General features: G+C 54.9%; 20 protein-coding genes and 1 riboswitch. Of the genes, 11 read left to right on the top strand and 9 right to left on the bottom strand.

Annotated features, from left to right (window positions below; all coding sequences use genetic code 11):
- Positions 1 to 140: 140 nt before the first annotated feature.
- Positions 141 to 938, bottom strand: coding sequence for a MetQ/NlpA family ABC transporter substrate-binding protein (locus tag LC417_RS12450; protein ID WP_010247110.1), 798 nt, complete (start codon positions 936 to 938; stop codon positions 141 to 143).
- Positions 939 to 1,222: 284 nt separating this feature from the next.
- On the opposite strand from LC417_RS12450, the gene LC417_RS12445 reads away from it, so the two are divergent.
- Positions 1,223 to 1,606, top strand: coding sequence for a cupin domain-containing protein (locus LC417_RS12445; RefSeq protein WP_010670360.1), 384 nt, complete (start codon positions 1,223 to 1,225; stop codon positions 1,604 to 1,606).
- Between the two features lie 151 nt (positions 1,607 to 1,757).
- Positions 1,758 to 2,339, top strand: coding sequence for a DJ-1/PfpI family protein (locus LC417_RS12440; protein ID WP_010670359.1), 582 nt, complete (start codon positions 1,758 to 1,760; stop codon positions 2,337 to 2,339).
- A gap of 70 nt (positions 2,340 to 2,409) precedes the next feature.
- Here the strand turns inward: LC417_RS12440 and LC417_RS12435 are convergent, their stop codons facing one another.
- Both LC417_RS12435 and LC417_RS12430 read right to left on the bottom strand, forming a co-directional pair.
- A complete protein-coding gene (locus LC417_RS12435; protein ID WP_223565923.1) occupies positions 2,410 to 3,096 on the bottom strand; it encodes a molybdate ABC transporter substrate-binding protein in 687 nt (228 codons plus the stop codon).
- Complete coding sequence (locus LC417_RS12430; protein WP_223565922.1) at positions 3,096 to 4,145, bottom strand: ABC transporter substrate-binding protein; 1,050 nt, start codon at positions 4,143 to 4,145, stop codon at positions 3,096 to 3,098. Before LC417_RS12430 ends, LC417_RS12435 begins: the two co-directional genes overlap by 1 nt.
- A gap of 288 nt (positions 4,146 to 4,433) precedes the next feature.
- Positions 4,434 to 4,532, top strand: a riboswitch (guanidine-I (ykkC/yxkD leader).
- 60 nt (positions 4,533 to 4,592) lie between these two features.
- Between LC417_RS12430 and LC417_RS12425 the strand changes: the two genes are divergently transcribed.
- From LC417_RS12425 to uca, 6 genes are all read left to right on the top strand, one after another.
- Positions 4,593 to 5,648, top strand: coding sequence for a putative urea ABC transporter substrate-binding protein (locus LC417_RS12425; protein WP_223565921.1), 1,056 nt, complete (start codon positions 4,593 to 4,595; stop codon positions 5,646 to 5,648).
- 24 nt (positions 5,649 to 5,672) lie between these two features.
- Positions 5,673 to 6,488: an ABC transporter permease gene (locus LC417_RS12420; RefSeq protein WP_010247123.1), complete on the top strand. Its 816-nt coding sequence runs from the start codon at positions 5,673 to 5,675 to the stop codon at positions 6,486 to 6,488.
- Entirely contained in the window at positions 6,485 to 7,270 is a 786-nt protein-coding gene (locus tag LC417_RS12415; protein ID WP_223565920.1) for an ABC transporter ATP-binding protein, read from the top strand. The genes LC417_RS12420 and LC417_RS12415 overlap by 4 nt, the downstream gene beginning before the upstream one ends.
- Positions 7,267 to 7,995 carry an urea amidolyase associated protein UAAP1 gene (locus LC417_RS12410; protein WP_223565919.1) on the top strand — a complete coding sequence of 243 codons (729 nt, stop codon included), beginning with the start codon at positions 7,267 to 7,269 and terminating at the stop codon, positions 7,993 to 7,995. Before LC417_RS12415 ends, LC417_RS12410 begins: the two co-directional genes overlap by 4 nt.
- Before the next feature lie 10 nt (positions 7,996 to 8,005).
- Positions 8,006 to 8,641, top strand: a complete 636-nt coding sequence (locus LC417_RS12405; protein WP_223565918.1) for an urea amidolyase associated protein UAAP2 — start codon at positions 8,006 to 8,008, stop codon at positions 8,639 to 8,641.
- A 164-nt stretch (positions 8,642 to 8,805) separates the two neighbouring features.
- Positions 8,806 to 12,417, top strand: coding sequence for an urea carboxylase (gene uca / locus LC417_RS12400; RefSeq protein WP_223565917.1), 3,612 nt, complete (start codon positions 8,806 to 8,808; stop codon positions 12,415 to 12,417).
- Positions 12,418 to 12,515: 98 nt separating this feature from the next.
- Here uca and LC417_RS12395 read toward each other — a convergent pair whose 3' ends face one another.
- On the bottom strand, positions 12,516 to 13,424 hold the full coding sequence (locus tag LC417_RS12395) for a LysR substrate-binding domain-containing protein (RefSeq protein ID WP_223565916.1): 909 nt from the start codon (positions 13,422 to 13,424) through the stop codon (positions 12,516 to 12,518).
- A gap of 99 nt (positions 13,425 to 13,523) precedes the next feature.
- Between LC417_RS12395 and LC417_RS12390 the strand changes: the two genes are divergently transcribed.
- The gene (locus LC417_RS12390) at positions 13,524 to 14,297 is read left to right on the top strand and encodes a 2OG-Fe(II) oxygenase family protein (protein WP_022624319.1); all 774 of its coding nucleotides are present in this window, start codon (positions 13,524 to 13,526) and stop codon (positions 14,295 to 14,297) included.
- Positions 14,298 to 14,299: 2 nt separating this feature from the next.
- Here the strand turns inward: LC417_RS12390 and LC417_RS12385 are convergent, their stop codons facing one another.
- From LC417_RS12385 to LC417_RS12375, 3 genes are all read right to left on the bottom strand, one after another.
- Entirely contained in the window at positions 14,300 to 15,373 is a 1,074-nt protein-coding gene (locus LC417_RS12385; protein ID WP_187496354.1) for a DUF2817 domain-containing protein, read from the bottom strand.
- Positions 15,374 to 15,410: 37 nt separating this feature from the next.
- On the bottom strand, positions 15,411 to 16,181 hold the full coding sequence (locus LC417_RS12380) for a transporter substrate-binding domain-containing protein (RefSeq protein WP_187493469.1): 771 nt from the start codon (positions 16,179 to 16,181) through the stop codon (positions 15,411 to 15,413).
- Between the two features lie 447 nt (positions 16,182 to 16,628).
- Positions 16,629 to 17,540 carry a LysR family transcriptional regulator gene (locus LC417_RS12375; RefSeq protein WP_223565915.1) on the bottom strand — a complete coding sequence of 304 codons (912 nt, stop codon included), beginning with the start codon at positions 17,538 to 17,540 and terminating at the stop codon, positions 16,629 to 16,631.
- Between the two features lie 126 nt (positions 17,541 to 17,666).
- On the opposite strand from LC417_RS12375, the gene LC417_RS12370 reads away from it, so the two are divergent.
- Together LC417_RS12370 and LC417_RS12365 are read left to right on the top strand one after the other, a co-directional pair.
- The gene (locus LC417_RS12370) at positions 17,667 to 19,046 is read left to right on the top strand and encodes an MFS transporter (protein WP_223565914.1); all 1,380 of its coding nucleotides are present in this window, start codon (positions 17,667 to 17,669) and stop codon (positions 19,044 to 19,046) included.
- A complete protein-coding gene (locus LC417_RS12365; protein WP_031590667.1) occupies positions 19,043 to 19,438 on the top strand; it encodes a hypothetical protein in 396 nt (131 codons plus the stop codon). The genes LC417_RS12370 and LC417_RS12365 overlap by 4 nt, the downstream gene beginning before the upstream one ends.
- Positions 19,439 to 19,889: 451 nt before the next feature.
- Here the strand turns inward: LC417_RS12365 and LC417_RS12360 are convergent, their stop codons facing one another.
- On the bottom strand, positions 19,890 to 20,204 hold the full coding sequence (locus tag LC417_RS12360) for a type II toxin-antitoxin system RelE/ParE family toxin (protein ID WP_060679152.1): 315 nt from the start codon (positions 20,202 to 20,204) through the stop codon (positions 19,890 to 19,892).
- Entirely contained in the window at positions 20,204 to 20,464 is a 261-nt protein-coding gene (locus tag LC417_RS12355) for a type II toxin-antitoxin system ParD family antitoxin (RefSeq protein WP_010670343.1), read from the bottom strand. Before LC417_RS12355 ends, LC417_RS12360 begins: the two co-directional genes overlap by 1 nt.
- Between the last annotated feature and the right edge of the window lie 114 nt (positions 20,465 to 20,578).

Raw genomic sequence — 20,578 nt, 5'->3', positions numbered from 1 at the left:
CCTGTGATCTTGCGGGCTGGCACGGATGTATAAGTGCTGGCAGATGTGCAGGTAGTAGATGTGCAGAAAAGTGCAGATATAAAAAAGGCCGCAACAGAGTGCGGCCTTTTTTGATCGTTAATGATCGATTATCGGGCAACTCACCAGCCTTTAATCGCATCACCCTTGTAAACTTCTTCGGCTTTGGCCGCCACCTCCGGTGACTGCAGCGCTGACTTCAGCTTCTGAATTTTATCGCTGTCTTTATTATCTTCACGTGATACCAGCGCATTGACGTAAGGCGATGAGGCACTTTCCATAAATAAGCCATCGCGGTGCGCTGATAATCCAGCCTGAGCCGAGAAATTAGTATTAATGATCGACAGGGTCACGTTGGGATCGTCTAAGGTGCGGGTCAGCTGTGGGGTGTCCACTTCAACCAGCTTCAGATTTTTTGGATTTTCGATGATATCCAGTGAGGTCGGTAAATAACCCACATCCGGTTTAAGTTTAATCAGACCCTGCGCCTGCAGCAGCAGCAGGCTGCGTCCCAGCGTGGTGGCTTCGTTAGAGATGGTGATAGTGGCACCATTCTGCAGCTCACTGATGTTCTTGATTTTGTGCGAATAGGCAGCAATCGGGAAGACGAACGTTTTACCCACTACCGCAAACTTATAGCCGCGCTCTTTAGACTGTGATTCCAGATAAGGCAGGCTCTGGAAAGCGTTAGCATCAACTTCTTTGTTATTCAGCGCTTCATTTGGCAGCACATAGTCATTGAAGTTAAGCACTTCGACATCCAGCTTGTATTTATCTTTCGCCACCTGCTTTACCACCTGCCAGATTGCTTCATCAGGCCCGGTATTAATCGCTACTTTAACTTTGTTATCGTCATCTTTTGAGCAGGCGGATAATAGTAGAACAGAACTGGCGAGTAATGCCGTAAACAGACCTTTCATTATCAGAAATCCCTCAGGTGGTTGATGGCTTCAAAGATAATACAGAACTCACAGGTTGCGTACTGACTGAGGAATATATCTTATAACCACAACGCGAATATTGAACATTAATTAATCAGCAATTCAGCCAGTCCGCTAATGGCCGGTTTTCATCCCTCTGTTCGCTGGCGGAAAATTCCTGTTAACAGGCTTATTAAAACGCAGGCGGGCATCAACACAGTTTTCTTCTAAGCTTACTTATTGGTCACTACTGGCATTCTATTGATTATTAACAGGGATTAACCATGTCGAAGCAAGATAACGAAATTAACGCGGTTGAAGTGATGCGCAGCAGCCAGGCCTGGAACGGTGACGTTCTTGAGGCCTATCCCACCGGCGAACCTGAGCTGACTGTTATGCGGCTCTCACTGCCTGCCCATACGTCATTGCCCTGGCATACCCATCCAATGCCGAATGCGGCGTTTATTCTTTCCGGCACCCTGATTGTTGAGGATAAAGAGAGCGGCGAACAGCGTACCTTCCATGCGGGTGAAGCCCTCAATGAGACGGTCAACAGCGCGCATCGCGGTTACACCCTGGATGAGCCAGCCGAACTGGTGATTACCTATGCCGGTGTAAAGGGGCAGGAACTGACCGAGCCACTGCCGGGCGAGCCGGAAGAGTTTTAAGCGCACTTACTTCATGACGCACCACGGTAGTGTCGCCCGCTGCCGTTTAAAAACCCTGCTCAGACTTGATTCGGATCAGTAAAGGGTGCGCCTGCACAGACCAGGATTAAACGCTCTCTGCTTCATCCACACCAATTAAAAAGGAATTTTCATGGATAAGAATGTTGCTCTGCTGCTTGCCCCTGGCTTTGAAGAAGCTGAGGCTATTATCACTCTCGACATCCTCTCACGCCTGGGCGTTCAGGTTACAACCCTGGCCTGTCAGCCCTATCGCGAAGTGAACAGTTATCATCATGTGAAGGTTGTCGCCGATGAGCTGCTGGAGGCGAATCGGGACAGGCTGTTTGATGCGGTGATTGTGCCGGGTGGTCCTGACGGCAGCAAAAATCTGGCGGCAAATGCGGCAGTGATAGATTTTATTCGCCGCCATGATGAGGCGGGCCGCCTGGTCTGCCCAATCTGCTCCGCAGCGGCCAGAGTGCTGGCGCCACAGGGTCTTTTAAGGGGGCGTCGCTATGTCAGTTCTGGTACGTCATCAGAAGGTGTCACCGATGGCGTTTACGTTAATGCCTCGGTAGTGAAAGATGGCAATTTGCTGAGTGGACAGGATCTGGGCGCGGCGTTTGATTTCGCCTTCGCGATCGCTTTTATCCTGACTGGCGAGGCTGATAGTGCCACCGAGCAGGCTGAACATATCAGTCACAAGCTTAAGGTGGATTTCGCTAAGCTTTAATGAGCGGTGTTTCGCGCCCTTAAAGCGAGATGCTGGCAGGGCGCAAAGTCATCCGCGACAGAAAAGGCATTTACTCCCCGCCAAACCCCGCTTCCCGCAGTACCTTTTTTGCCTGCTCCGATTCTAAAAAATCCGCCAGCCGACGCGCCTCGGGTGTAATGACTGCACAGGCGTAGCGCGCAACAGAATTGAAAGCCGCAGGGATATCAACAACTTTCAGTCCGGCAATCTGGCTCAGGGCAGCCCGATGGCTGGCATAACCGATAAACAGATCCGCCTGATCCTCCAGGATAATCCATTCTGCCGCCAGCCTGCCTGCGGGAATCGGTGCAGAGTCACGCCCACCCACCAGTGCCTTTGCGCGCTGGCGCACCGCTTCACCGGCTTTGCCCATCCGGGTGAAAAGGGCCTGCGCGTAGTCGCCAGAGGGATCGGCTGTGGGCGTAGAGGTTGCGATCCGCAGTGTGTCGCGGGTCACTAGCTGATACCAGTCGTCTCCCGCCTGTAGCCGATCGCTGCGAACCGTGATGCAGAGTTTATTAGTCGTGAACGGTATGACTGCCAGCGCTCGCCCAGCGTTCAGCAATTTTTGCGGATGCTCCTCACTGGCTGAAGCAAAGAGATCGCAGGGCTCACCGGCTTCAATCCGTTCGCGAAGCAGACCGGCGGGGCCAAACCGGGTTTCAACTGGCTCAGGAAAGTACGCCATCAGCGCGGGCCAGACCGCTTTCAGGCTGCCCGCCGCCAGTACGCGCATCACTCTGTTCCCTGATAAGCGGTGCGATAGAAGCGCTGATACCACTTATTGGCCAGCTTATTCATGTCCACATCCTGAAATTTCTGCGGATAGAGTTTTTTCGCCATCCACAATTCTCCAATCCCCATCGCTTCCGGCATTGGATAACCCCATGCTTTGGCGTAGTCCGGCATCAGCCAGACGCGATGATTTTTTACCGCGTCGATAGCCTGCCACTGTGGTGAACTGTTGATTTCATTCACGACGGAGGGATAACGCTCCTGCACAAAAATCACCTGCGGATCCCAGGCGATGACCTGCTCCATCGACACGGTTTTGAATCCCTTTACAGTCGCTGCGGCGACGTTGACCGCGCCCGCATGCAGCATCATCAGGCCGGTATATTTTCCTGAGCCGTAGGTGGTCAGTTCCGGGTTCGCCATATAGGCGCGAATGCGTTTTTCCGCCGGAACATCCTTCAGGCGATCGCTGACGATTTTGTGGCCCTCATCGGTGGCCGTAATCAGCGCTTTTGCTTCTGCCGGTTTATTGATGATCTCGCCGATAAGCGAAATCCCTTCACGTAGTCCTTTGTCATAGGCCATTTCCTCATCGCGGATAGACGGGTTCATTTTTGCCTTTTCACCCGGCTCGTCATGACGCAGTGAGATAGCCACCACCGGAATGCCCAGCACGGTAATGCTGTCGATCATTTCATGCGGCGCATAGTTGGTTACAAACACCACCTGCGGATGCAGCGCCACCAGTTTTTCGGGATCAACATGCGTCAGATCCCCCAGTGTCGCTTTCTGATTCAGCTCAGGAGCCAGGCGGGCATAGCTGTCGCCAAGTTGCTGCTTCCAGTTCGCCATCACACCGACGATTTTATCGGTCGCGTTCATCTGCACCAGCAGGTTAAGCGTCTGATGCTGAAGCACCACAATACGATCAACACGGTCAGGAATCGTGACCTGACGGCCTGTCTGATCGGTTATCTGGCGCGATGCCTGGGAAAAGAGCGGAAGGAGTATCAGTAAACCGAGTGTGCATGCCTGCCAGAAGCGCTTCATTAACTATCCTCAAAATACGTTATGCATTGGATTATATAGCGATAAGTGATGGGCGTCACGGTCCGGGTCTGCATTCCGGCATAGATGTGAGTACGAAAAGAGACTGACTGAGGGTTCTGATATCTCTTGCCTGTCCGGCACTGATAATGTGCAACGCCCGTTACTGACTCACCATCCCGGTGCCTTCTGGATTATGCTCTCTCTATTTCTCTGATTTTACGTAAGTTAATTTCTGGCACGCCATTTGCTGAAGTCTGAACAGTAAGCAGCGTTCGACACAATTGATAGCAAATAGCTGGCTAGGGTTCCGGTTCACGCAGGTGAATGTCTGGTCCGAGAGCTGGCGACCTCTGCGAGGTTACACGGCGGGACAAAAGCCCGGGAGACAGCGGCACCAAGTGGTGTCTTGCGCTGCTCCCGTTTTTTTGTGCCAACCAGAGGTCAACCATGAAGAAATCACCCCTCCTGACGCTTATTCTGTCGCTGACGCTGCTGGTCAGCGCGCCATCTTTCGCCGCGGTCAAAAAAGAGTTCAATATCTGCTGGACCATCTATGCGGGCTGGATGCCGTGGGGCACCATCAGCAACGAGAAAATCATCGATAAATGGGCCAGCAAATACGGCATCAAAATTCATATCACCCAGCTCAATGACTATATCGAGTCGATCAACCAGTACACCGCGGGTCAGTTCGACGGCTGCACCATGACCAACATGGATGCCCTGACCATACCTGCGGCGGGCGGCATTGATTCCACGGCGCTGATCACCGGCAGCTTCTCCGATGGCAATGACGGTGTGGTGCTGAAAGGCGCAAACAAAAAACTCAGCGACCTGAAAGGGATGTCAGTCTATCTTCCTGCGCTGTCGGTTTCGCACTACCTGCTGGTTCGCGGTCTGGAGAAGGCCGGTTTACAGGAAAAAGACGTTAAGGTCGTGAACACCTCCGATGCCGATATCGTCTCCGCCTTTGGTACCAGCGGCGTGCAGGCGGCGGTTGCCTGGAATCCGCAGCTTTCAGTGATCAAGAAAACCCCACAGACCACAGAAGTGTTCAGCTCTTCGGCCGTGCCGGGCGAACTGATTGACATGATGGTGGTGAACACCGAGACCCTGAAAGATAACCCCGCGCTGGGTAAGGCACTGACCGGAGCCTGGTTTGAGATGATGGCGAAAATGCAGGCCGGAGATGCGCAGGCGCTGAGCGCGATGGCTGCCGATTCCGGTACTGACCTCGCCGGATACAAGGCGCAGCTGAAAACCACCCACCTGTTCTGGACCCCAGCCGAAACCCAGGCATTTGTTTCTTCCCCCGATCTGGCGAAAACCATGCAGCGCGTCGCCGCGTTCTCCTTTGATAAGGGATTACTGGGCGAGGGCGCACAAAGCGCTGACTTCATCGGTATGAGCTTCCCTGGCAACATCACCGTCGGTGATACAGCGAACATCAAACTGCGCTTTGACGACAGCTATCTGAAGATGGCCGCTGCGGGCAAGCTGTAATCACCGATCTCAGGAGTATTTGCCATGCGCCACATCAACCGCTATCCCCGGCAGGGAATGCGCCTGACGCTGATGCTATTACCTTTTGTGCTGCTGATCGCCGTCTGGTTTATCAGTTCGGCGGTGCGTCTTGAAGCCAACCCACACGACAAACTGCTGCCCGGCCTGTCACAGATGATCGCCGCCATTGATCGGATGGCCTTCACACCGGACAAGCGCAGCGGCGAATATCTGCTGTGGGCGGATACGTGGATTAGCTTAAGCCGTCTGCTGACTGGCCTGGCGATCTCTTCACTGATTGGTCTCTGCATCGGTGTTGCTGCGGGCGTCTTCCCGATGAGTCGCGCGGCGCTGTCACCCTTTATGACCGTGGTGTCGATGATCCCACCGCTGGCGCTCCTGCCGATGCTGTTTATCGTCTTCGGGCTGGATGAGCTGTCAAAAGTGATGCTGATTGTTATCGGGATTACGCCGATGCTGGCGCGCGACCTTGAACATCGGGCGCGGGAAATCCCCGCAGAGCTGTTTATCAAAGCACAAACTCTGGGGGCGAACAGCTGGACGGTGGTGCTGCGGGTTGTGCTGCCGCAGCTCTTGTCGCGGCTGATCACCTCGCTGCGCCTGTTGCTGGGATCCGCATGGCTCTTTCTGATCTCCGCCGAAGCCATTTCCGCAACCGCCGGACTGGGCTATCGCATTTTCCTGGTTCGTCGCTATATGGCGATGGATGTGATCATTCCCTATGTCATCTGGATCACGCTGCTGGCGTGGCTGATGGATCTCGCGCTGCGTCAATTGCACAAAGCCTGTTTCCCCTGGGCGGAAGGAGGCCGGGAATGAGTTTTATCGATATCAAAAATATCTGGCAGGAGTATGGCGACCACGTGGTGCTGGAACGCATCAATCTGCAGGTCAAAGAAGGTGAATTCTGCTCGCTGGTGGGGGCGTCCGGCTGTGGTAAGTCGACGTTTTTACGCCTGCTGCTGGGTCAGGAAAAGCCGACACGGGGATCGATCACGCTGGATGGCGAACAGCTGCGCGCGGAACCCGATCGCAGCCGTGGCGTGGTGTTTCAGCGTTATTCGGTTTTTCCTCATCTCAACGTGCTGGATAACGTCGCCATTGGCCTCGAACTTCCGGCTTCACCGTTTACTGGCCGGCTGTTTGGCACCCGAAAACGCCATGCCCGTGAGCAGGCAAAACAGATGCTGGAGAAAGTCGGGCTGGGCCATTCTCTCGATAAATATCCGGCGCAGCTTTCGGGCGGGATGCAGCAGCGGCTGGCGATTGCGCAGGCTTTTGTCATGCAGCCGCGCGTACTGCTGCTGGATGAGCCCTTCGGCGCGCTGGACCCCGGCATCCGCAAAGATATGCATGCGCTGCTGCTCCAGCTCTGGAGCGAAACCCGCATGACGGTGTTTATGGTCACTCACGACCTTGCCGAAGGCTTCAATCTTGGCACCCGGCTGCTGGTTTTCGACAAAGTGCGCATCGATCCTCAGGCCCCCAATGCCTGGGGCGCGCGTATCACTTACGACATCCCGCTTAATGAAACGCGGCTGTCGCAGCTGGCAACCGGCAGTAAAAACAACATTTATCCCCTCAAGGAGACCGCTCAATGACCGCACTTTTTCATTCAGCTCCGAGCCTGCGCGAAGAGCAGCTGCCTGGCGGAGGGCACACCTCGCTGATTCTGCGCAAAGGGCAAATCCTGCGCCTGACCGACATCGAGGGCGGCGCGAACGTCAGCATGATGATGCTCAATCCCCACGAGAAAAGTGAACGCCTGAATCTGCCGGATACCCTGAAAGGCCAGCATACGGCTCGCCTGACCACCGGGCACTGTTTCTACTCCGACATGGGACGCGTACTGGCCGCGATTGTGGCGGATAGCTGCGGCTGGCACGACCCGTTTGGCGGCGTACTCAACGCGGCGGAAACGCACGATAAGTATGGAGCCGGACGCTATCAGGAGCTGCGCAACGGCTTCTACCGCAACGGCACCGATAACCTGCTGGTTGAGATGGGCAAATGGGATCTGGGTCTGGAAGATCTGCTGATGGTCGTCAACTTTTTCAGCATGGTCACGGTTGATGAGAAGGGCCGCTTCCGGTTCAGCGCGGGCAACAGCTGCGCCGGCGATTTCACTGAACTGTACGCACCCATGGACGTGCTGATGGTGCTGACCGCGCTGCCACATCCGCAGGATCCCGCCGCTGACTATCTCCCGCGTCCGGTCCAGCTGAGCTGGTATCAGGCCGACGATATGCAGGCCGTCAGCGAAGCGATGGTCACGCGTGGTGAAAACCAGCGCGCGCTTCATAACACCCAACTTTTTGCCCTGTAAGGAGGCTGCGATGACCCTTATCAACTCTGATCGTCGTCCTGAAGATGCCGTCTATCGCCACGTGATACCGGCAGGCGAACCCTGGCTGTTCGAAGTGAAAAAAGGGCAGACGCTGCGCCTGCTCGACCTCGAAGGGAATCAGGCAATTGATACCCTGTTCTATAACAGCGATAACCCGCGGGAACGCTACGATCCTCAGCGCACGCTGCGTCGTCAGGGAAACGTCTATCTGACCACCGGCAGCGTGCTCTATTCGAATCTGGGCAATCCGCTGCTGACTATCGTCGCCGACACCTGCGGTCGTCACGATACCCTGGGCGGAGCCTGCTCGCAGGAGAGCAACACCGTGCGCTATGCCCAGGATAAGCGCTACATGCACAGCTGCCGGGATAACTTTCTCTGTGCCTGCCTGCACGATGGCCGCCTTCACAAACGTGATATCGGTGCCAACATCAATTTTTTCATGAACGTTCCGGTCACGCCAGGAGGCGGTCTGACCTTTGAAGATGGGCTATCGGCACCCGGCAAATACGTTGAGCTGGTAGCCGAATGCAATGTGATGGTGCTGATCTCCAACTGCCCGCAGCTGAATAACCCCTGTAACGGCTGGAACCCGACGCCCGCCGAAGTGCTGGTGTGGAACTGAGTCAGCGTTGCCATGGCGACAAGCGGGACTGAGTTTCTCAGCCTTTTGCGTCAGACCTCTCAACACACCACCGGCGTACGCCTGTTACGTGCCGGTCAGCCCCGGGGACGGCCCCAGGGAATATCGAATTTTGCGGGACGACCCGCATCCCTGAGAGTTCGCTTATGTTTGATACCTTACTGATTGCTAATCGCGGTGCTATCGCCTGTCGCATCCTGCGCACGCTGCGTGTCATGCAGGTGAAAGGGGTCGCCGTTTACTCTGAAGCCGACCTGAGCAGTTTACATATCCGCGAGGCGGATGTGGCGCTAAGCCTTGGCGAAGGCCCGGCTGCACAAACCTATCTGGTGACGGAAAAGATCATCGCCGCCGCGCAGCAGAGCGGGGCGAAAGCGATTCATCCTGGCTACGGTTTCCTTTCGGAAAACGCCGCCTTTGCTGAGGCGTGCGAGGCTGCCGGTCTGATTTTTGTCGGCCCCACACCGCAGCAGTTGCGGACTTTTGGCCTGAAACACACGGCCCGCGCGCTGGCCGAAGCCGAAGGGGTGCCGTTGCTGGAAGGCAGTGAACTGCTGGCGGATATCAGCGAAGCCCGCCGCGCCGCAGAGAGGGTCGGCTATCCGGTGATGCTCAAAAGCACCGCGGGCGGCGGTGGCATCGGTATGCGTGTCTGTCGTGATGCGAATGCGCTGTCAGAGGCGTTTGAAACGGTCCAGCGCCTCGGCCAGAACAACTTCAGCGATGCCGGGGTATTTCTCGAAAAATATATCGAACGCGCCCGACATCTTGAAGTGCAGATTTTCGGTGACGGAAAGGGCGAGGTAATCGCGCTGGGCGTACGCGACTGCTCGGTACAGCGGCGTAACCAGAAAGTGATCGAAGAGACGCCAGCGCCGAATCTGCCCGCAGGTATGGCGGAGGCTTTATGCGCGGCGGCTATCGCGCTGGGAAAAGCGGTGAACTATCGCAGCGCCGGAACGGTTGAGTTTGTCTATGACAGCGCGGCGCAGCAGTTCTATTTCCTTGAAGTGAATACCCGGCTGCAGGTTGAACATGGCGTCACGGAGCAGGTGTGGGGTGTTGACCTGGTGCAGTGGATGATTGAGCTGGCAGCAGGCGATCTTCCTCCGCTTCATGCGTTAGCCGCCACGCTGAATCCTCAGGGCCATGCTGTGCAGGCGCGAATTTATGCGGAAGATCCGGGGCGGCAGTTCCAGCCTTCGCCCGGGCTGTTAACCGAAGTCCTCTTTCCGGCAGCCGACGGTAAAACCCTGCGTATTGACCGCTGGGTGGAAGCCGGCTGTGAAGTCCCGCCATTCTTCGACCCGATGCTGGCAAAAGTTATCACCTGGCGCCCCACTCGCGAGGAAGCCATCGCCACCCTGGCACAGGCGCTGGCGGAGACCCGTTTCTATGGCGTAGAAACCAATCGCCTCTATCTGTTGCAGATTCTGGCCTTCTCGCTCTTCACGGCTGGCGAACCCTGGACCCGCTGCCTGGAGCAGCTCGCCTATCAGGCGGCAACGGTTGAAGTGGTGAGTGCCGGAACCCAGACCAGCGTTCAGGATTATCCCGGACGTCTGGGATACTGGGCGGTGGGCGTGCCGCCGTCGGGGCCGATGGACGATCGCGCACTGCGTCTGGGCAACCGTCTGCTGGGCAATGAGGAGGGTGACGCCGCGCTGGAAATCACCCTGAATGGACCCACCCTGAAATTTAACACTGAGATTCAGGCGGTGATCTCTGGCGCGCCGCTCACTGTCACACTGGATGGCGTCGGGCAGTCAATGAATTCTGTATTTACCATTCCGGCCGGGACAACACTGAAGCTGGGCGCGATAAGTGGCGCTGGCGTCAGAAGTTATCTCTGTCTGAGCGGCGGCATTCAGGTGCCGGACTATTTAGGCAGCAAAAGCACCTTCACCCTTGGTCAGTTTGGCGGACATGCCGGACGGGCACTGCGTAGCGGTGACGTGCTGCATCTCGCTCCGCGTTCTGCGAGCGCAACCGGATCGGAACTGCCCGTCGGACTGCACACAGAGCTTGCTACGGTGCGCACGCTGCGCGTCATTTATGGTCCGCACGGTGCGCCTGAGTTTTTTGCGCTGAAGTATATCGAGACGTTTTTTGCCACAGAATGGGAAGTGCATTTTAACTCCAGCCGGACCGGCGTTCGCCTGATCGGGCCAAAGCCAATCTGGACCCGCGACAGCGGCGGTGAAGCAGGGCTGCACCCCTCAAACATCCATGACAACCCGTACGCGATCGGCGCGGTCGATTTTACAGGTGATATGCCGGTGATTCTGGGGCCGGATGGCCCGAGCCTTGGCGGGTTCGTCTGCCCGGTGACGGTAATCGAGGCTGACCTCTGGCAACTGGGACAGCTCAAAGCCGGTGACAAAGTGCAGTTTGTCGCGGTGGATATTCCTACCGCCCGCCGACTGGCAGAGGGCCGACGCACCGAGCTGACCACGCTCCAGCCACAGGAAACAGACTGGCAGCCTGCGCCGCTGATTTCTCCCATCGTGATGACCTGCGGCGCAGCGGATAAACGCCTGGTGGCGCGCCTCTCTGGTGATACGCATCTGCTGCTGGAGGCTGGCGAGCCGGAACTGGATCTGGTGTTACGTTTTCGCATTCATGCGTTGATGCAGGCGCTGGAAGCGCAATCCCGCAACGGTATTATTGATATCACGCCGGGGATCCGCTCGCTGCAAATCCACTTTCAGCCGGAGACGCTGACGCCCGACGTGCTGCTGATGTGGGTGCGCGGTGAGTGGGAGAGGGTCTGCATGAGTGATGACCTTCAGGTTCCCACACGCGTGGTGCATCTGCCGCTCTCCTGGGACGATCCGGCCTGTCAGAAGGCCATCGAAAAATATATGACCACCGTGCGGCAGGATGCGCCGTGGTGCCCGAGTAATCTTGAATTTATCCGCCGTATAAACGATCTGCCGGATGAGCAGGCTGTCTGGAACACGGTCTTTGAAGCCAGCTATCTGGTGATGGGGCTGGGCGATGTCTACCTCGGCGCGCCGGTCGCCACGCCGCTGGATCCCCGTCATCGGCTGGTGACGACAAAATATAATCCGGCCCGCACCTGGACGGCGGAAAACTCGGTTGGCATCGGCGGTGCCTATCTGTGTGTGTATGGCATGGAGGGGCCAGGCGGCTATCAGTTTGTCGGCCGCACGCTGCAGATGTGGAACCGGTATCATGAAGTCGCTGATTTTGGCGGTAAACCCTGGCTGCTGCGCTTTTTCGATCAGATTCGTTTTTATCCGGTCCCGGCCAGTGAGCTGTTGCAGATTCGCCGCGATTTTCCCCTCGGTCGCTATCCGCTGCGCATCGAGCACAGCACGCTGCGGCTGGCGGAATATCAGGATTTCCTCGCCCGTGAAGCGCAGAGTATCGGTCGGTTTCGCGATCACCAGCAAGCCGCATTCAATGCGGAACGTGACCGCTGGATCGCCAGCGGGCAGGCCCATTTCGACAGCCAGGAAAGTGTGGCCGATGAAGGCGGCGACGCGCCGCTGCAGCCGGGCGAGCAGGGGGTTGAAAGCCCGGTTTCCGGCAATTTATGGCAGGTGCAGGCGACGGCGGGCAGCCGGGTGCGGGAAGGCGATACACTGGTGGTGCTGGAGTCGATGAAGATGGAGATCCCTCTTCTGGCGCCGTGCGACGGCATTGTTCAGCAGGTCAGCGTGCAGCCAGGCAGCGCTGTACGTGCAGGGCAACGCGTGGCGGTGATTGTTGAGGATAATGCGGAAAGATGATGACACCTGATCGCCTGGTGGCGCAGTGATAATCTGACCCTGTGCCCGCTGATGGTTTCAGACTGGCGGACGCAGGCGAGTCCGATCACGGCGAAGGGCTATTCGCAGCTCGCGCCCAGTTGGCTTAACCAGCTGATCATCGCCTCACTGCCTGGCTGGCTCAGGGTGCGTTGCGGCCAGACAAGGTAATAGGGTTTGCTCAGCGGCAGGCAAAGATCATCCACTACCACCAGATCGCCCCGTGCCAGTTCCGCCGCGATAAGGCGTCGCTGCCCCAGCAGCACACCAGCTCCCGCGACAGCCGCATCAATCGCCAGCGAGGTCAGATTAAAGCTGAACGCGGGCTGCGGCAGAGGTTCGTCCATGCCTTTAGCCTGAAACCAGCTTCGCCAGTCCGGCAGAAAGCGGCCTTCATTACCCCAGTCGAGGTGGATCAGCGGCGCCTGGCTTAAGATTGTTTCCGGCGTAAAGCGATGTAACAGAGCAGGACTGGCCACCGGCAGCACGTCATCATGAAACAACTTCAGCTTATCTGACTGCGGGTAACGATCCTCACCAAAGCAGATCACAAAATCGGCGGGCATCGCGGTGAAATCGACCTGAGAATGCGTACCGTGTAACGAGAGATCGATATTCGGGCAATGGTCGCGCCAGCTCGCCAGCTGGGGCAACAGCCATTTGGACGCCAGCGCCGGTAATGTGTAAACGGTGAGTTTTGGCGCACTGGCCGCATGGCGGATGTTTTGCTGACCGAGATGCAGAATATCAAACGCCTCGGTTACATAGCGCAGATACTGTTTGCCGATTTCGGTCAGCATCACGCCGCTCTGCGTACGTAAAAACAGGGCGCTGCCGAGTTGCTCCTCCAGCTGGCGAATCTGCTGACTGACTGCCGCCGGGGTTAAGGCAAGTTGAGCGGCCGCTTTTGCCAGGCTGCCCAGTTCGGCAGCCACTTTAAATGACTGTATGACGCTGATCTTTGGCAACCTTGGCAATTGGGCAGGCATTAACACTTCCTTATCAGGGCATTAAGTTTTTATCGTTACGCAGCGTTGCAGGCGACCGGTAGAGTAACATCACACCTGCTCATCATGAGAATTGTTGCTATGTCTGGTTCCCTTGTCCGTCTCGATCTTCATCCACTGGCCGATCATGGCTGGCGTCAACGTTGTCGTGAGCAGTTAAACCAGTCCGGCGCGCTGGTACTGCGTCAGTTTTTAAAACCACACGCTTTAGAGGCGATCATCGAAGAGGGCAATGCACAACGTCACCAGGCTTATCACACCCGCAGCAAGCACAATGTCTATCTGATGAAACCTGATGACGCTTTCAGTGCTGAGCATCCGCGTAACAGGGATGTGATCAGCACCAAAGGCTGCATCACTGATGATGTTATCGCTGCTGACTCGCCGCTGCGTCAGCTTTATAATGATGAGTTGTTCAAACATTTCCTGTGCGATGTACTGGGTGAAAAAGCGCTCTATCCCTATGCTGACCCGCTTTCCTCGATCAACCTGCACTATGCATCACACGGTCAGGAGCTGGGCTGGCACTTCGACAACTCCTCATTTGCCATCACCTTACTGGTACAGAAACCGCTGGCGGGCGGCGTGTTTCAGTATGTGAAAGATCTGCGGGATGCTGATGCCGGTGAGATGAACTTTGCCGGTGTCGACGCAGTGCTGGAAGAACGCCAGACCGTTGACGCGCTGGAGATAGATGCCGGGGATCTGGTGCTGTTTCGTGGCCGTAATTCCCTGCACCGTGTGACCCCAACTGAAGGCGAGGTCACCCGTATGCTGGCCGTGCTGGCTTACAATACGCAGCCGGATATTGCGTTGTCAGAAACCGCGCGTATGACCTTTTACGGCAGACTATGACATCATGGCGTGTCTGCAAGGGCACGCCAGCCGCGCAGAAAGATTTGCTGCGTGCGGAAAGCCACCAATGCACGCCAGTCCGCATCTTCTGGCCAGAACCCCTCGACCAGTTGCTGCTTTATCACATGGCCGCCCGCACTGGCAGGATCGCCATAGAGGTGCAGCCAGTGATCTTCACGCACCCGCTGATGCATATCCTGACCCTCGTAAGTCCCGCATTCCACCACCAGAGGCAAAATCCGGGTGTCAGCCAGCGACGTCAGCAGATAGTGCGACAGATAGCCGGTTGCCGTTGCTGTGATTCCAGTTACACTGTCACGTCCGGCACCAGTAAACAATAAGGTCAGCCACTCACCGTAAATGACTTTGCCCCAGTCATGCGCCGGATAACGCTGCTCCGCAATAGAGAGCAGCATCGGATGCCCCCATGCGCCAGCCCCGGTATGAAGGTCAAAGCTGATGATGGTTTTCGCTACAGAAAGATGCTGGTCAACGATCGCCGCCATCGTAAGGTGTGACCAGCAGGGCTTCTCACCGCCGAAAAAAAAGCCGTCAGCAAAACTATACTGTCCGGCTTCTGTGACACGTTTAACCGCCTGCCAGCCTGCGCCCTCGAGTGCGTCGGCCAGTTGCCGATCGGCGCTTGCACGGTCGCCATGATAAATACCGTGCCACTGTGCATAATCCGGGTTAGCAGGAGGTGGCTGACTGAAATCGATAAAGTTACGGTTCAGATCAATATTGTCTTCGTTCACGCGCCGTAAATGCGCCGCGCCCCATGGATTGAGCAGATGAATCAGCAACAGCGCGGTATCAGCGGGCAACGCTTTTTCATCCAGCGTCTCGAGCCAGGCTATCTGGCAATCGGAACCATAATAGCCTTCAACGCCGTGAGTGCCGGAAACGACCAGCATCAGACGTGATGCGCTGGCCGGTCCTATCCGTGCCACGTCTGTATACAGAGCTTCTCCCAGAGGACCAGGCAGAGGATGCGGATAAGAGGTCGTCTCAGCACCTTTGCTCTGCGTCGCTGCCATAAAGCGCGCGCGCTGAACGTGGTATTCGGGCAACGCCATAGTCTTCATACTCCTGCGATTCTTCACGTTGTGCGGATCAGGGATAAACATTGAATTTAAAATATTTTTTGGTGAGCTGGTCATAAGTCCCGTTTTTATGCATCTCCGCCAGTGCCGTGTTAATCATCTTCAGGTTTGCCTCATCTCCTTTGCGTAGCGCGATACCCACGCCATCACCAAAAATGACTTTATCCACCAGGGTCCCTTTGATGGCGTACGGCTTGCCTTCGGCTGAGGTCAGGAATCCCTGTTCAGCAGAGACCGCATTGGCCAGGCTGCCATCAAGACGCCCGGCGACCAGATCCGGATAAACTTCCATCTGGTTAGGATAGGAGATGACTTTAACGCCCTCCGGCTCCCATTTGGTTTTGGCATAGGTTTCCTGGATGGTGCCCTGTGCCACACCGATCGTCTTACCGCGCAATGAGGCAACATCGGTCGTCAGCGTGCTGGCAGCCGGTGCCAGTAAAGCACTGGGCGTGTTGTACAACATATCGCTGAAAGCCACCTGCTGACGACGCTTATCGGTCATCGACATCGCTGACAGGATGGCATCAAATTTCTTCGCCTGAAGGGCAGGGATGCTGCTATCAAAACCCATTTGCACCCACTGGCACTTCACCTTTGCCTGAACGCAGATGGCATTGCCCAGATCAACATCAAAGCCCTGCAATGATCCATCAGCCGCCTTGAATTCAAACGGTGGGAACGTAGGGTCAACGCCAAAGCGCAGGGTCTGCTGCGCCAGTGCCGCGTGACTAACTGTTGTGAGCGAAAACAGTAATGCGAGGGATAAGCTCTTTTTCATGTTTTAATTCCCGGATGCAAATGAATTTAAGCGCGACATTCAAATTTAATAACATGCGACCTGTTTTCCTGCCAGCGAATAAACCACAATCATCCAGATTAAAATCTTATGTTATTAAGTGACTGTGCGAATTATTTATACGGAGTTAATTTTTACTTAATGCTGTGCATTAAATGTCTGAGCCACACCAGGGTGTGGCTCAGGTCCGGGCCTGCAGCCGCAGGCGCTGGGATAACAAGACAAGCCCCAGCGCCAGTTTTACAGGTTATCGCGCAGCAGTGATTTATCAGGACAGGGAATTAATTAATGCGCCTGCGTTAAACTGAATTGTCATTAGCCAGACAGTAAATATTTACCTTCCCGCGCTGCATAAAATAAAGTTTATGGGATTTAAATCAGTTCAGATAAATTAACGGTTAGCCCATCAGAATAATGTCATGGATGCGCTTATTTTCTGCTGGAGTGCGCTAAACGTTCATGCAGGAAATCTATAAACGCGCGTACTTTTTCTGGCACATGACGCGTATTAGGGTAGAGCGCGTAAATTCCCTGACGGGGGAATTGATGATCGGGCAGTAGCCGTACTAATCCACCTTTTTCAATCTCATCCTGTACCAGCCAGGCGGGCAGAATCGCCACGCCAGCACCGGCTAAAGTAAAAGCGAGCAAAGAAGAGGCACTGTCAGCCGTGATCATGGCAGGCTGAAATGCGCTCATCAGCACAGACTCGCCTTCGGGCGTGATCACCTGCCAGCTGAGTGGAGTCGATAAACGGCTATGCGCAATCCATTTTGCTGACGCGAGATGTGAAAGATCCCGGATAGACGCTTCATTCAGGCTGTTGAGATAACAAGGTGCAGCGACCGCCAGGATATCAAACTGATCGATAAGGCGGGCGTGATGACTGGAATCGGCAAGATGCCCAAGTCGTATCGCCACATCGAAGCGGCCGGCAATCAGGTCGTCATTTTTTGATGAAGAGACGTGATGTATGCGTAACTGCGGGTGTTGGGCTGCAAAGTCAGCAAGGGCAGGGACGATCACACGAGCGCCATATTCCAGAGTGGTTGTGATCCGGAGTGTCCCGCTTAATCCAGCGTGATCACTTCTCACATCCTCTAATACGCTTTCCGCATCCTGTAGAAGCTGAAGGCAACGATGATAAAATCTTTCACCCGTATCCGTGGCTGAAACGCGTCTGGTGCTCCTGATAAGGAGCGAGACACCCAGCTCCTCTTCGAGATGTTTAATATTGAAACTCACAACGGCTTTAGTTAACCCGAGTGTCTGAGCTGCACCTGTAAAACTGCCTGCCTCGACAACTGCGACAAAGATCCCCAGCCGTTGCATATTGATCATCCTGAACTCCGTTAGCGACATCTCATTGTCAAAATATCTTTGACAGTGTAACAACAGAAAGTGAATTTATCCCGATAATTTAAGCACCTATACTGCGCGCCTTACGCTGATCTGTCTGGGAAAAAAATGAGCTATCGTGTGCGCGTAGCCAGTGTCTATTTGCTGGGATTTTTTATTGATCTGGTCAACATGTTTATCGCCAATGTTGCTTATCCAGAGATTGGCAGACATTTTGATGCCCCCGTTAGCCAGCTGGCATGGATCAGTAATGGCTACATCTTAGGCCTGACGCTGGTCATACCGCTCAGTAGCTGGCTGGTACGGCGCATGGGCGCAAAACGTCTGTTCATGCTCTCACTGCTTATTTTCATTGCGGGCACCTGTGGTGTGGGGGCATCAGCGTCAGTTTCTCAGCTCATCGCCTTCCGATGGATACAGGGCATCGGCGGCGGACTGTTGATACCCATCGGTCAGACGATGACCTATGCGTTATACAGGAGCAATGAACGTGCGAAGTTATCGTCAGTCGTGATGTTAATTGCATTGCTGGCACCCGCCTTTTCGCCAGCTATTGGTGGAATAGTGGTTGAGAGCCTTAGCTGGCGCTGGGTTTTTCTTGTGAGCCTGCCGCTCGCGGTTGCGGCATTGCTGCTGGCGGGATGCTGGCTCAAAGCAGACAAACCGGCGAACTCATCTGAACCACTGGACCTGGTGGGTTTAGTCAGTGGTTGTGCCGCGCTCACGCTGATCCTTCTCGGACTGACATACCTGGGCGATGCTGACAGGCTTTATCAGGGGGCGATGATGCTGCTTGCTGGCGTCCTTACTCTGGCGGGCTATGTGTGGGACGCACTTCGAAAAAGCCATCCACTCATTAACCTGCATCTGATAAAGGATCCGCTCTTACACACCGCAATGCTGATCTATCAGTTTATACCAGGCGTGTTCACCGGCGTCAGTATGATCACTATGCTATACCTGCAAAATCAATTAGGTATGCATGCCAGCATTGTCGGCGCGCTCATGCTGCCATGGTCTCTGGCTTCCTTTGCGGCAATTAGTCTGACAGGTAAGACGTTCAACCTCTGGGGACCACGCCCGCTATTTATCACCGGCTGTCTGTTTCAGGCGCTGGGTATTGGCCTGCTGGCGCTGACTGGCCAGACATCGGACACCTTAGTCTTTGTACTTGCTTTCGCCTTGATGGGATTTGGCGGCAGCCTGTGCAGCAGCACGGCCCAGAGTTCTGCTTTTATTCACATCACCGACAGCGAACTTGCTGATGCCAGCGCACTCTGGAATATCAATCGCCAGCTCAGTTTTTGTCTCGGCGTTACGCTGGTCAGCCTGCTGTTCAATCTGATTGCGAATAGCGGCATGCCTGAAGAACACGCTTATCACCTCTGTTTTGTTATAGCGGCATTCAGCGCTGTGATTCCGCTTCTGTGCTGTTTACGCATTTCAAATCAGAAGGTTATTTCTATGCTTAAAAGGGACCAAAAATGAACCGTTATTTTAAGGAAGTACTGGACGCCCACGAATTGATTCGCAACTGGCTGGGTAACAAAGAAGCACATGATGAGGTTTGTGAGGAACTTTTAGCGCGTTTTAGTCCTGCATATTCCATGGTGACACCGGGCGGTGCCTTACTGGATTTCACGACACTAAATGGGTTTTTCCGCACTCAGCGCGGTGCACGTCCGGGTTTAGCGATTGATATCTGCGACATGCAGATGGTTGCTGAGAGTGAAGGAAATGCCACTGTGGTATATAAGGAGTTGCAGCAGCTTCCGGGTCAGGAGGTCACGCTGCGGTTTTCTACGGTTGTGTTCGAGGTAAATGATGCTGGCAAGGTTTTGTGGCGACATCTGCACGAGACTTCGTTACCTAAGCCATAGATGCTGTCGATTCGCAGTGTGTAAGGGCGCGACGGGTTGAGAGCAACAGCGTGCAGGCTGAACCGCGTTTCTTGAACCAGCGATGATCGCCGCTGTCTATGCTGAACCGATCGCCGTGAGAAATACAGCGGTGGTGAGGCGACGGCTTTATTGATCGCGAAAATTCATCACCAGAGGCCGTCATACTCATACAAGGGGCTTCAGCAGGTTGTCTGAAGCGCCCGGATAAGGTTAGATTAGAGCTTTAGCCTCTATGTTACCGCCGCGCCTTAAGTGCGCATAATCTATCTTATGTTAAATTACATATCGCACATGTCTTAAGTAAGCTCAATTCACCCCCCTTCGGGTTTTCACTTTAGACACTGGAGGATGTATCGCTACTAATCTGCAAGATTATTTATTGGATGATTACTACGGACGGCACGCTCTGACGTGTACGGGAGCATCCTGCTCAGCGAGAGCTTCCCGGCGCCTCCTGTTCAGAGAACAGCGTGATAATATCCCGCGAACCATGTAGCAGCCTCTCTATACGGACTTCGGTGTCCAGCACCCTGAACACGATGAGATAGCGCCCGTAAGTACAACTTCTGACGCTCTGTCCCAGTTCCGGTCTTTCTTTGTAGATAACCGGCGACTCGGCTATCAGCAAGCATTGCTGGTATAGTTCTTCCGTAAAGCTCACCGCGCGCACCGGGTTATCCTGCGCGATATAATCACCGATGGCCTCCATATCCTGTTCTGCCAGAGGCGAAATACCCAGTTTCATTACGCTTTACCACCTTCGGCCTGCCGCCGATATTTTTGCGACAGGCGACCAAATACCTCTTCCGCGTTTTTGCTTTCGCCGCTGTTTATACCTGCGCTGACCGCTGTTTGCAGAGCATCAAGTTTCATCTGCTGCTCCCGTTCTTCCAGTGCCCTGAGGCCCGCACGGATCACTTCACTGGTGTTGTTATATCGCCCGCTTTCAATCTGTTCGCGGATGAACGCTTCGAAATAAGGACTGAGTGCTACGCTGGTTGGCATGATTCCTCTCCCACTGAAATACTATCAGTTATTAACTGTTAGTATTTCAGAGTTACTCTTCTCTATCAACTTTCGGCTTAACACCCTTCCACAGGTTTGCCGGATGTTTACCTG

The organism is Pantoea sp. OVA07A (genome assembly GCF_019969975.1).
Taxonomy (GTDB): Bacteria; Pseudomonadota; Gammaproteobacteria; order Enterobacterales; family Enterobacteriaceae; genus Pantoea; species Pantoea agglomerans.
This window is presented reverse-complemented; position numbering and strand designations above follow the sequence as displayed.

Excerpts from the sequence above, each read along its gene's own strand:
- LC417_RS12450 (WP_010247110.1), bottom strand. The coding sequence starts at position 938 with ATGAAAGGTCTGTTTACGGCATTACTCGCCAGTTCTGTTCTACTATTA.
- LC417_RS12445 (WP_010670360.1), top strand. The coding sequence starts at position 1,223 with ATGTCGAAGCAAGATAACGAAATTAACGCGGTTGAAGTGATGCGCAGC.
- LC417_RS12440 (WP_010670359.1), top strand. The coding sequence starts at position 1,758 with ATGGATAAGAATGTTGCTCTGCTGCTTGCCCCTGGCTTTGAAGAAGCT.
- LC417_RS12435 (WP_223565923.1), bottom strand. The coding sequence starts at position 3,096 with ATGCGCGTACTGGCGGCGGGCAGCCTGAAAGCGGTCTGGCCCGCGCTG.
- LC417_RS12430 (WP_223565922.1), bottom strand. The coding sequence starts at position 4,145 with ATGAAGCGCTTCTGGCAGGCATGCACACTCGGTTTACTGATACTCCTT.
- LC417_RS12425 (WP_223565921.1), top strand. The coding sequence starts at position 4,593 with ATGAAGAAATCACCCCTCCTGACGCTTATTCTGTCGCTGACGCTGCTG.
- LC417_RS12420 (WP_010247123.1), top strand. The coding sequence starts at position 5,673 with ATGCGCCACATCAACCGCTATCCCCGGCAGGGAATGCGCCTGACGCTG.
- LC417_RS12415 (WP_223565920.1), top strand. The coding sequence starts at position 6,485 with ATGAGTTTTATCGATATCAAAAATATCTGGCAGGAGTATGGCGACCAC.
- LC417_RS12410 (WP_223565919.1), top strand. The coding sequence starts at position 7,267 with ATGACCGCACTTTTTCATTCAGCTCCGAGCCTGCGCGAAGAGCAGCTG.
- LC417_RS12405 (WP_223565918.1), top strand. The coding sequence starts at position 8,006 with ATGACCCTTATCAACTCTGATCGTCGTCCTGAAGATGCCGTCTATCGC.
- uca (WP_223565917.1), top strand. The coding sequence starts at position 8,806 with ATGTTTGATACCTTACTGATTGCTAATCGCGGTGCTATCGCCTGTCGC.
- LC417_RS12395 (WP_223565916.1), bottom strand. The coding sequence starts at position 13,424 with ATGCCTGCCCAATTGCCAAGGTTGCCAAAGATCAGCGTCATACAGTCA.
- LC417_RS12390 (WP_022624319.1), top strand. The coding sequence starts at position 13,524 with ATGTCTGGTTCCCTTGTCCGTCTCGATCTTCATCCACTGGCCGATCAT.
- LC417_RS12385 (WP_187496354.1), bottom strand. The coding sequence starts at position 15,373 with ATGGCGTTGCCCGAATACCACGTTCAGCGCGCGCGCTTTATGGCAGCG.
- LC417_RS12380 (WP_187493469.1), bottom strand. The coding sequence starts at position 16,181 with ATGAAAAAGAGCTTATCCCTCGCATTACTGTTTTCGCTCACAACAGTT.
- LC417_RS12375 (WP_223565915.1), bottom strand. The coding sequence starts at position 17,540 with ATGATCAATATGCAACGGCTGGGGATCTTTGTCGCAGTTGTCGAGGCA.
- LC417_RS12370 (WP_223565914.1), top strand. The coding sequence starts at position 17,667 with ATGAGCTATCGTGTGCGCGTAGCCAGTGTCTATTTGCTGGGATTTTTT.
- LC417_RS12365 (WP_031590667.1), top strand. The coding sequence starts at position 19,043 with ATGAACCGTTATTTTAAGGAAGTACTGGACGCCCACGAATTGATTCGC.
- LC417_RS12360 (WP_060679152.1), bottom strand. The coding sequence starts at position 20,204 with ATGAAACTGGGTATTTCGCCTCTGGCAGAACAGGATATGGAGGCCATC.
- LC417_RS12355 (WP_010670343.1), bottom strand. The coding sequence starts at position 20,464 with ATGCCAACCAGCGTAGCACTCAGTCCTTATTTCGAAGCGTTCATCCGC.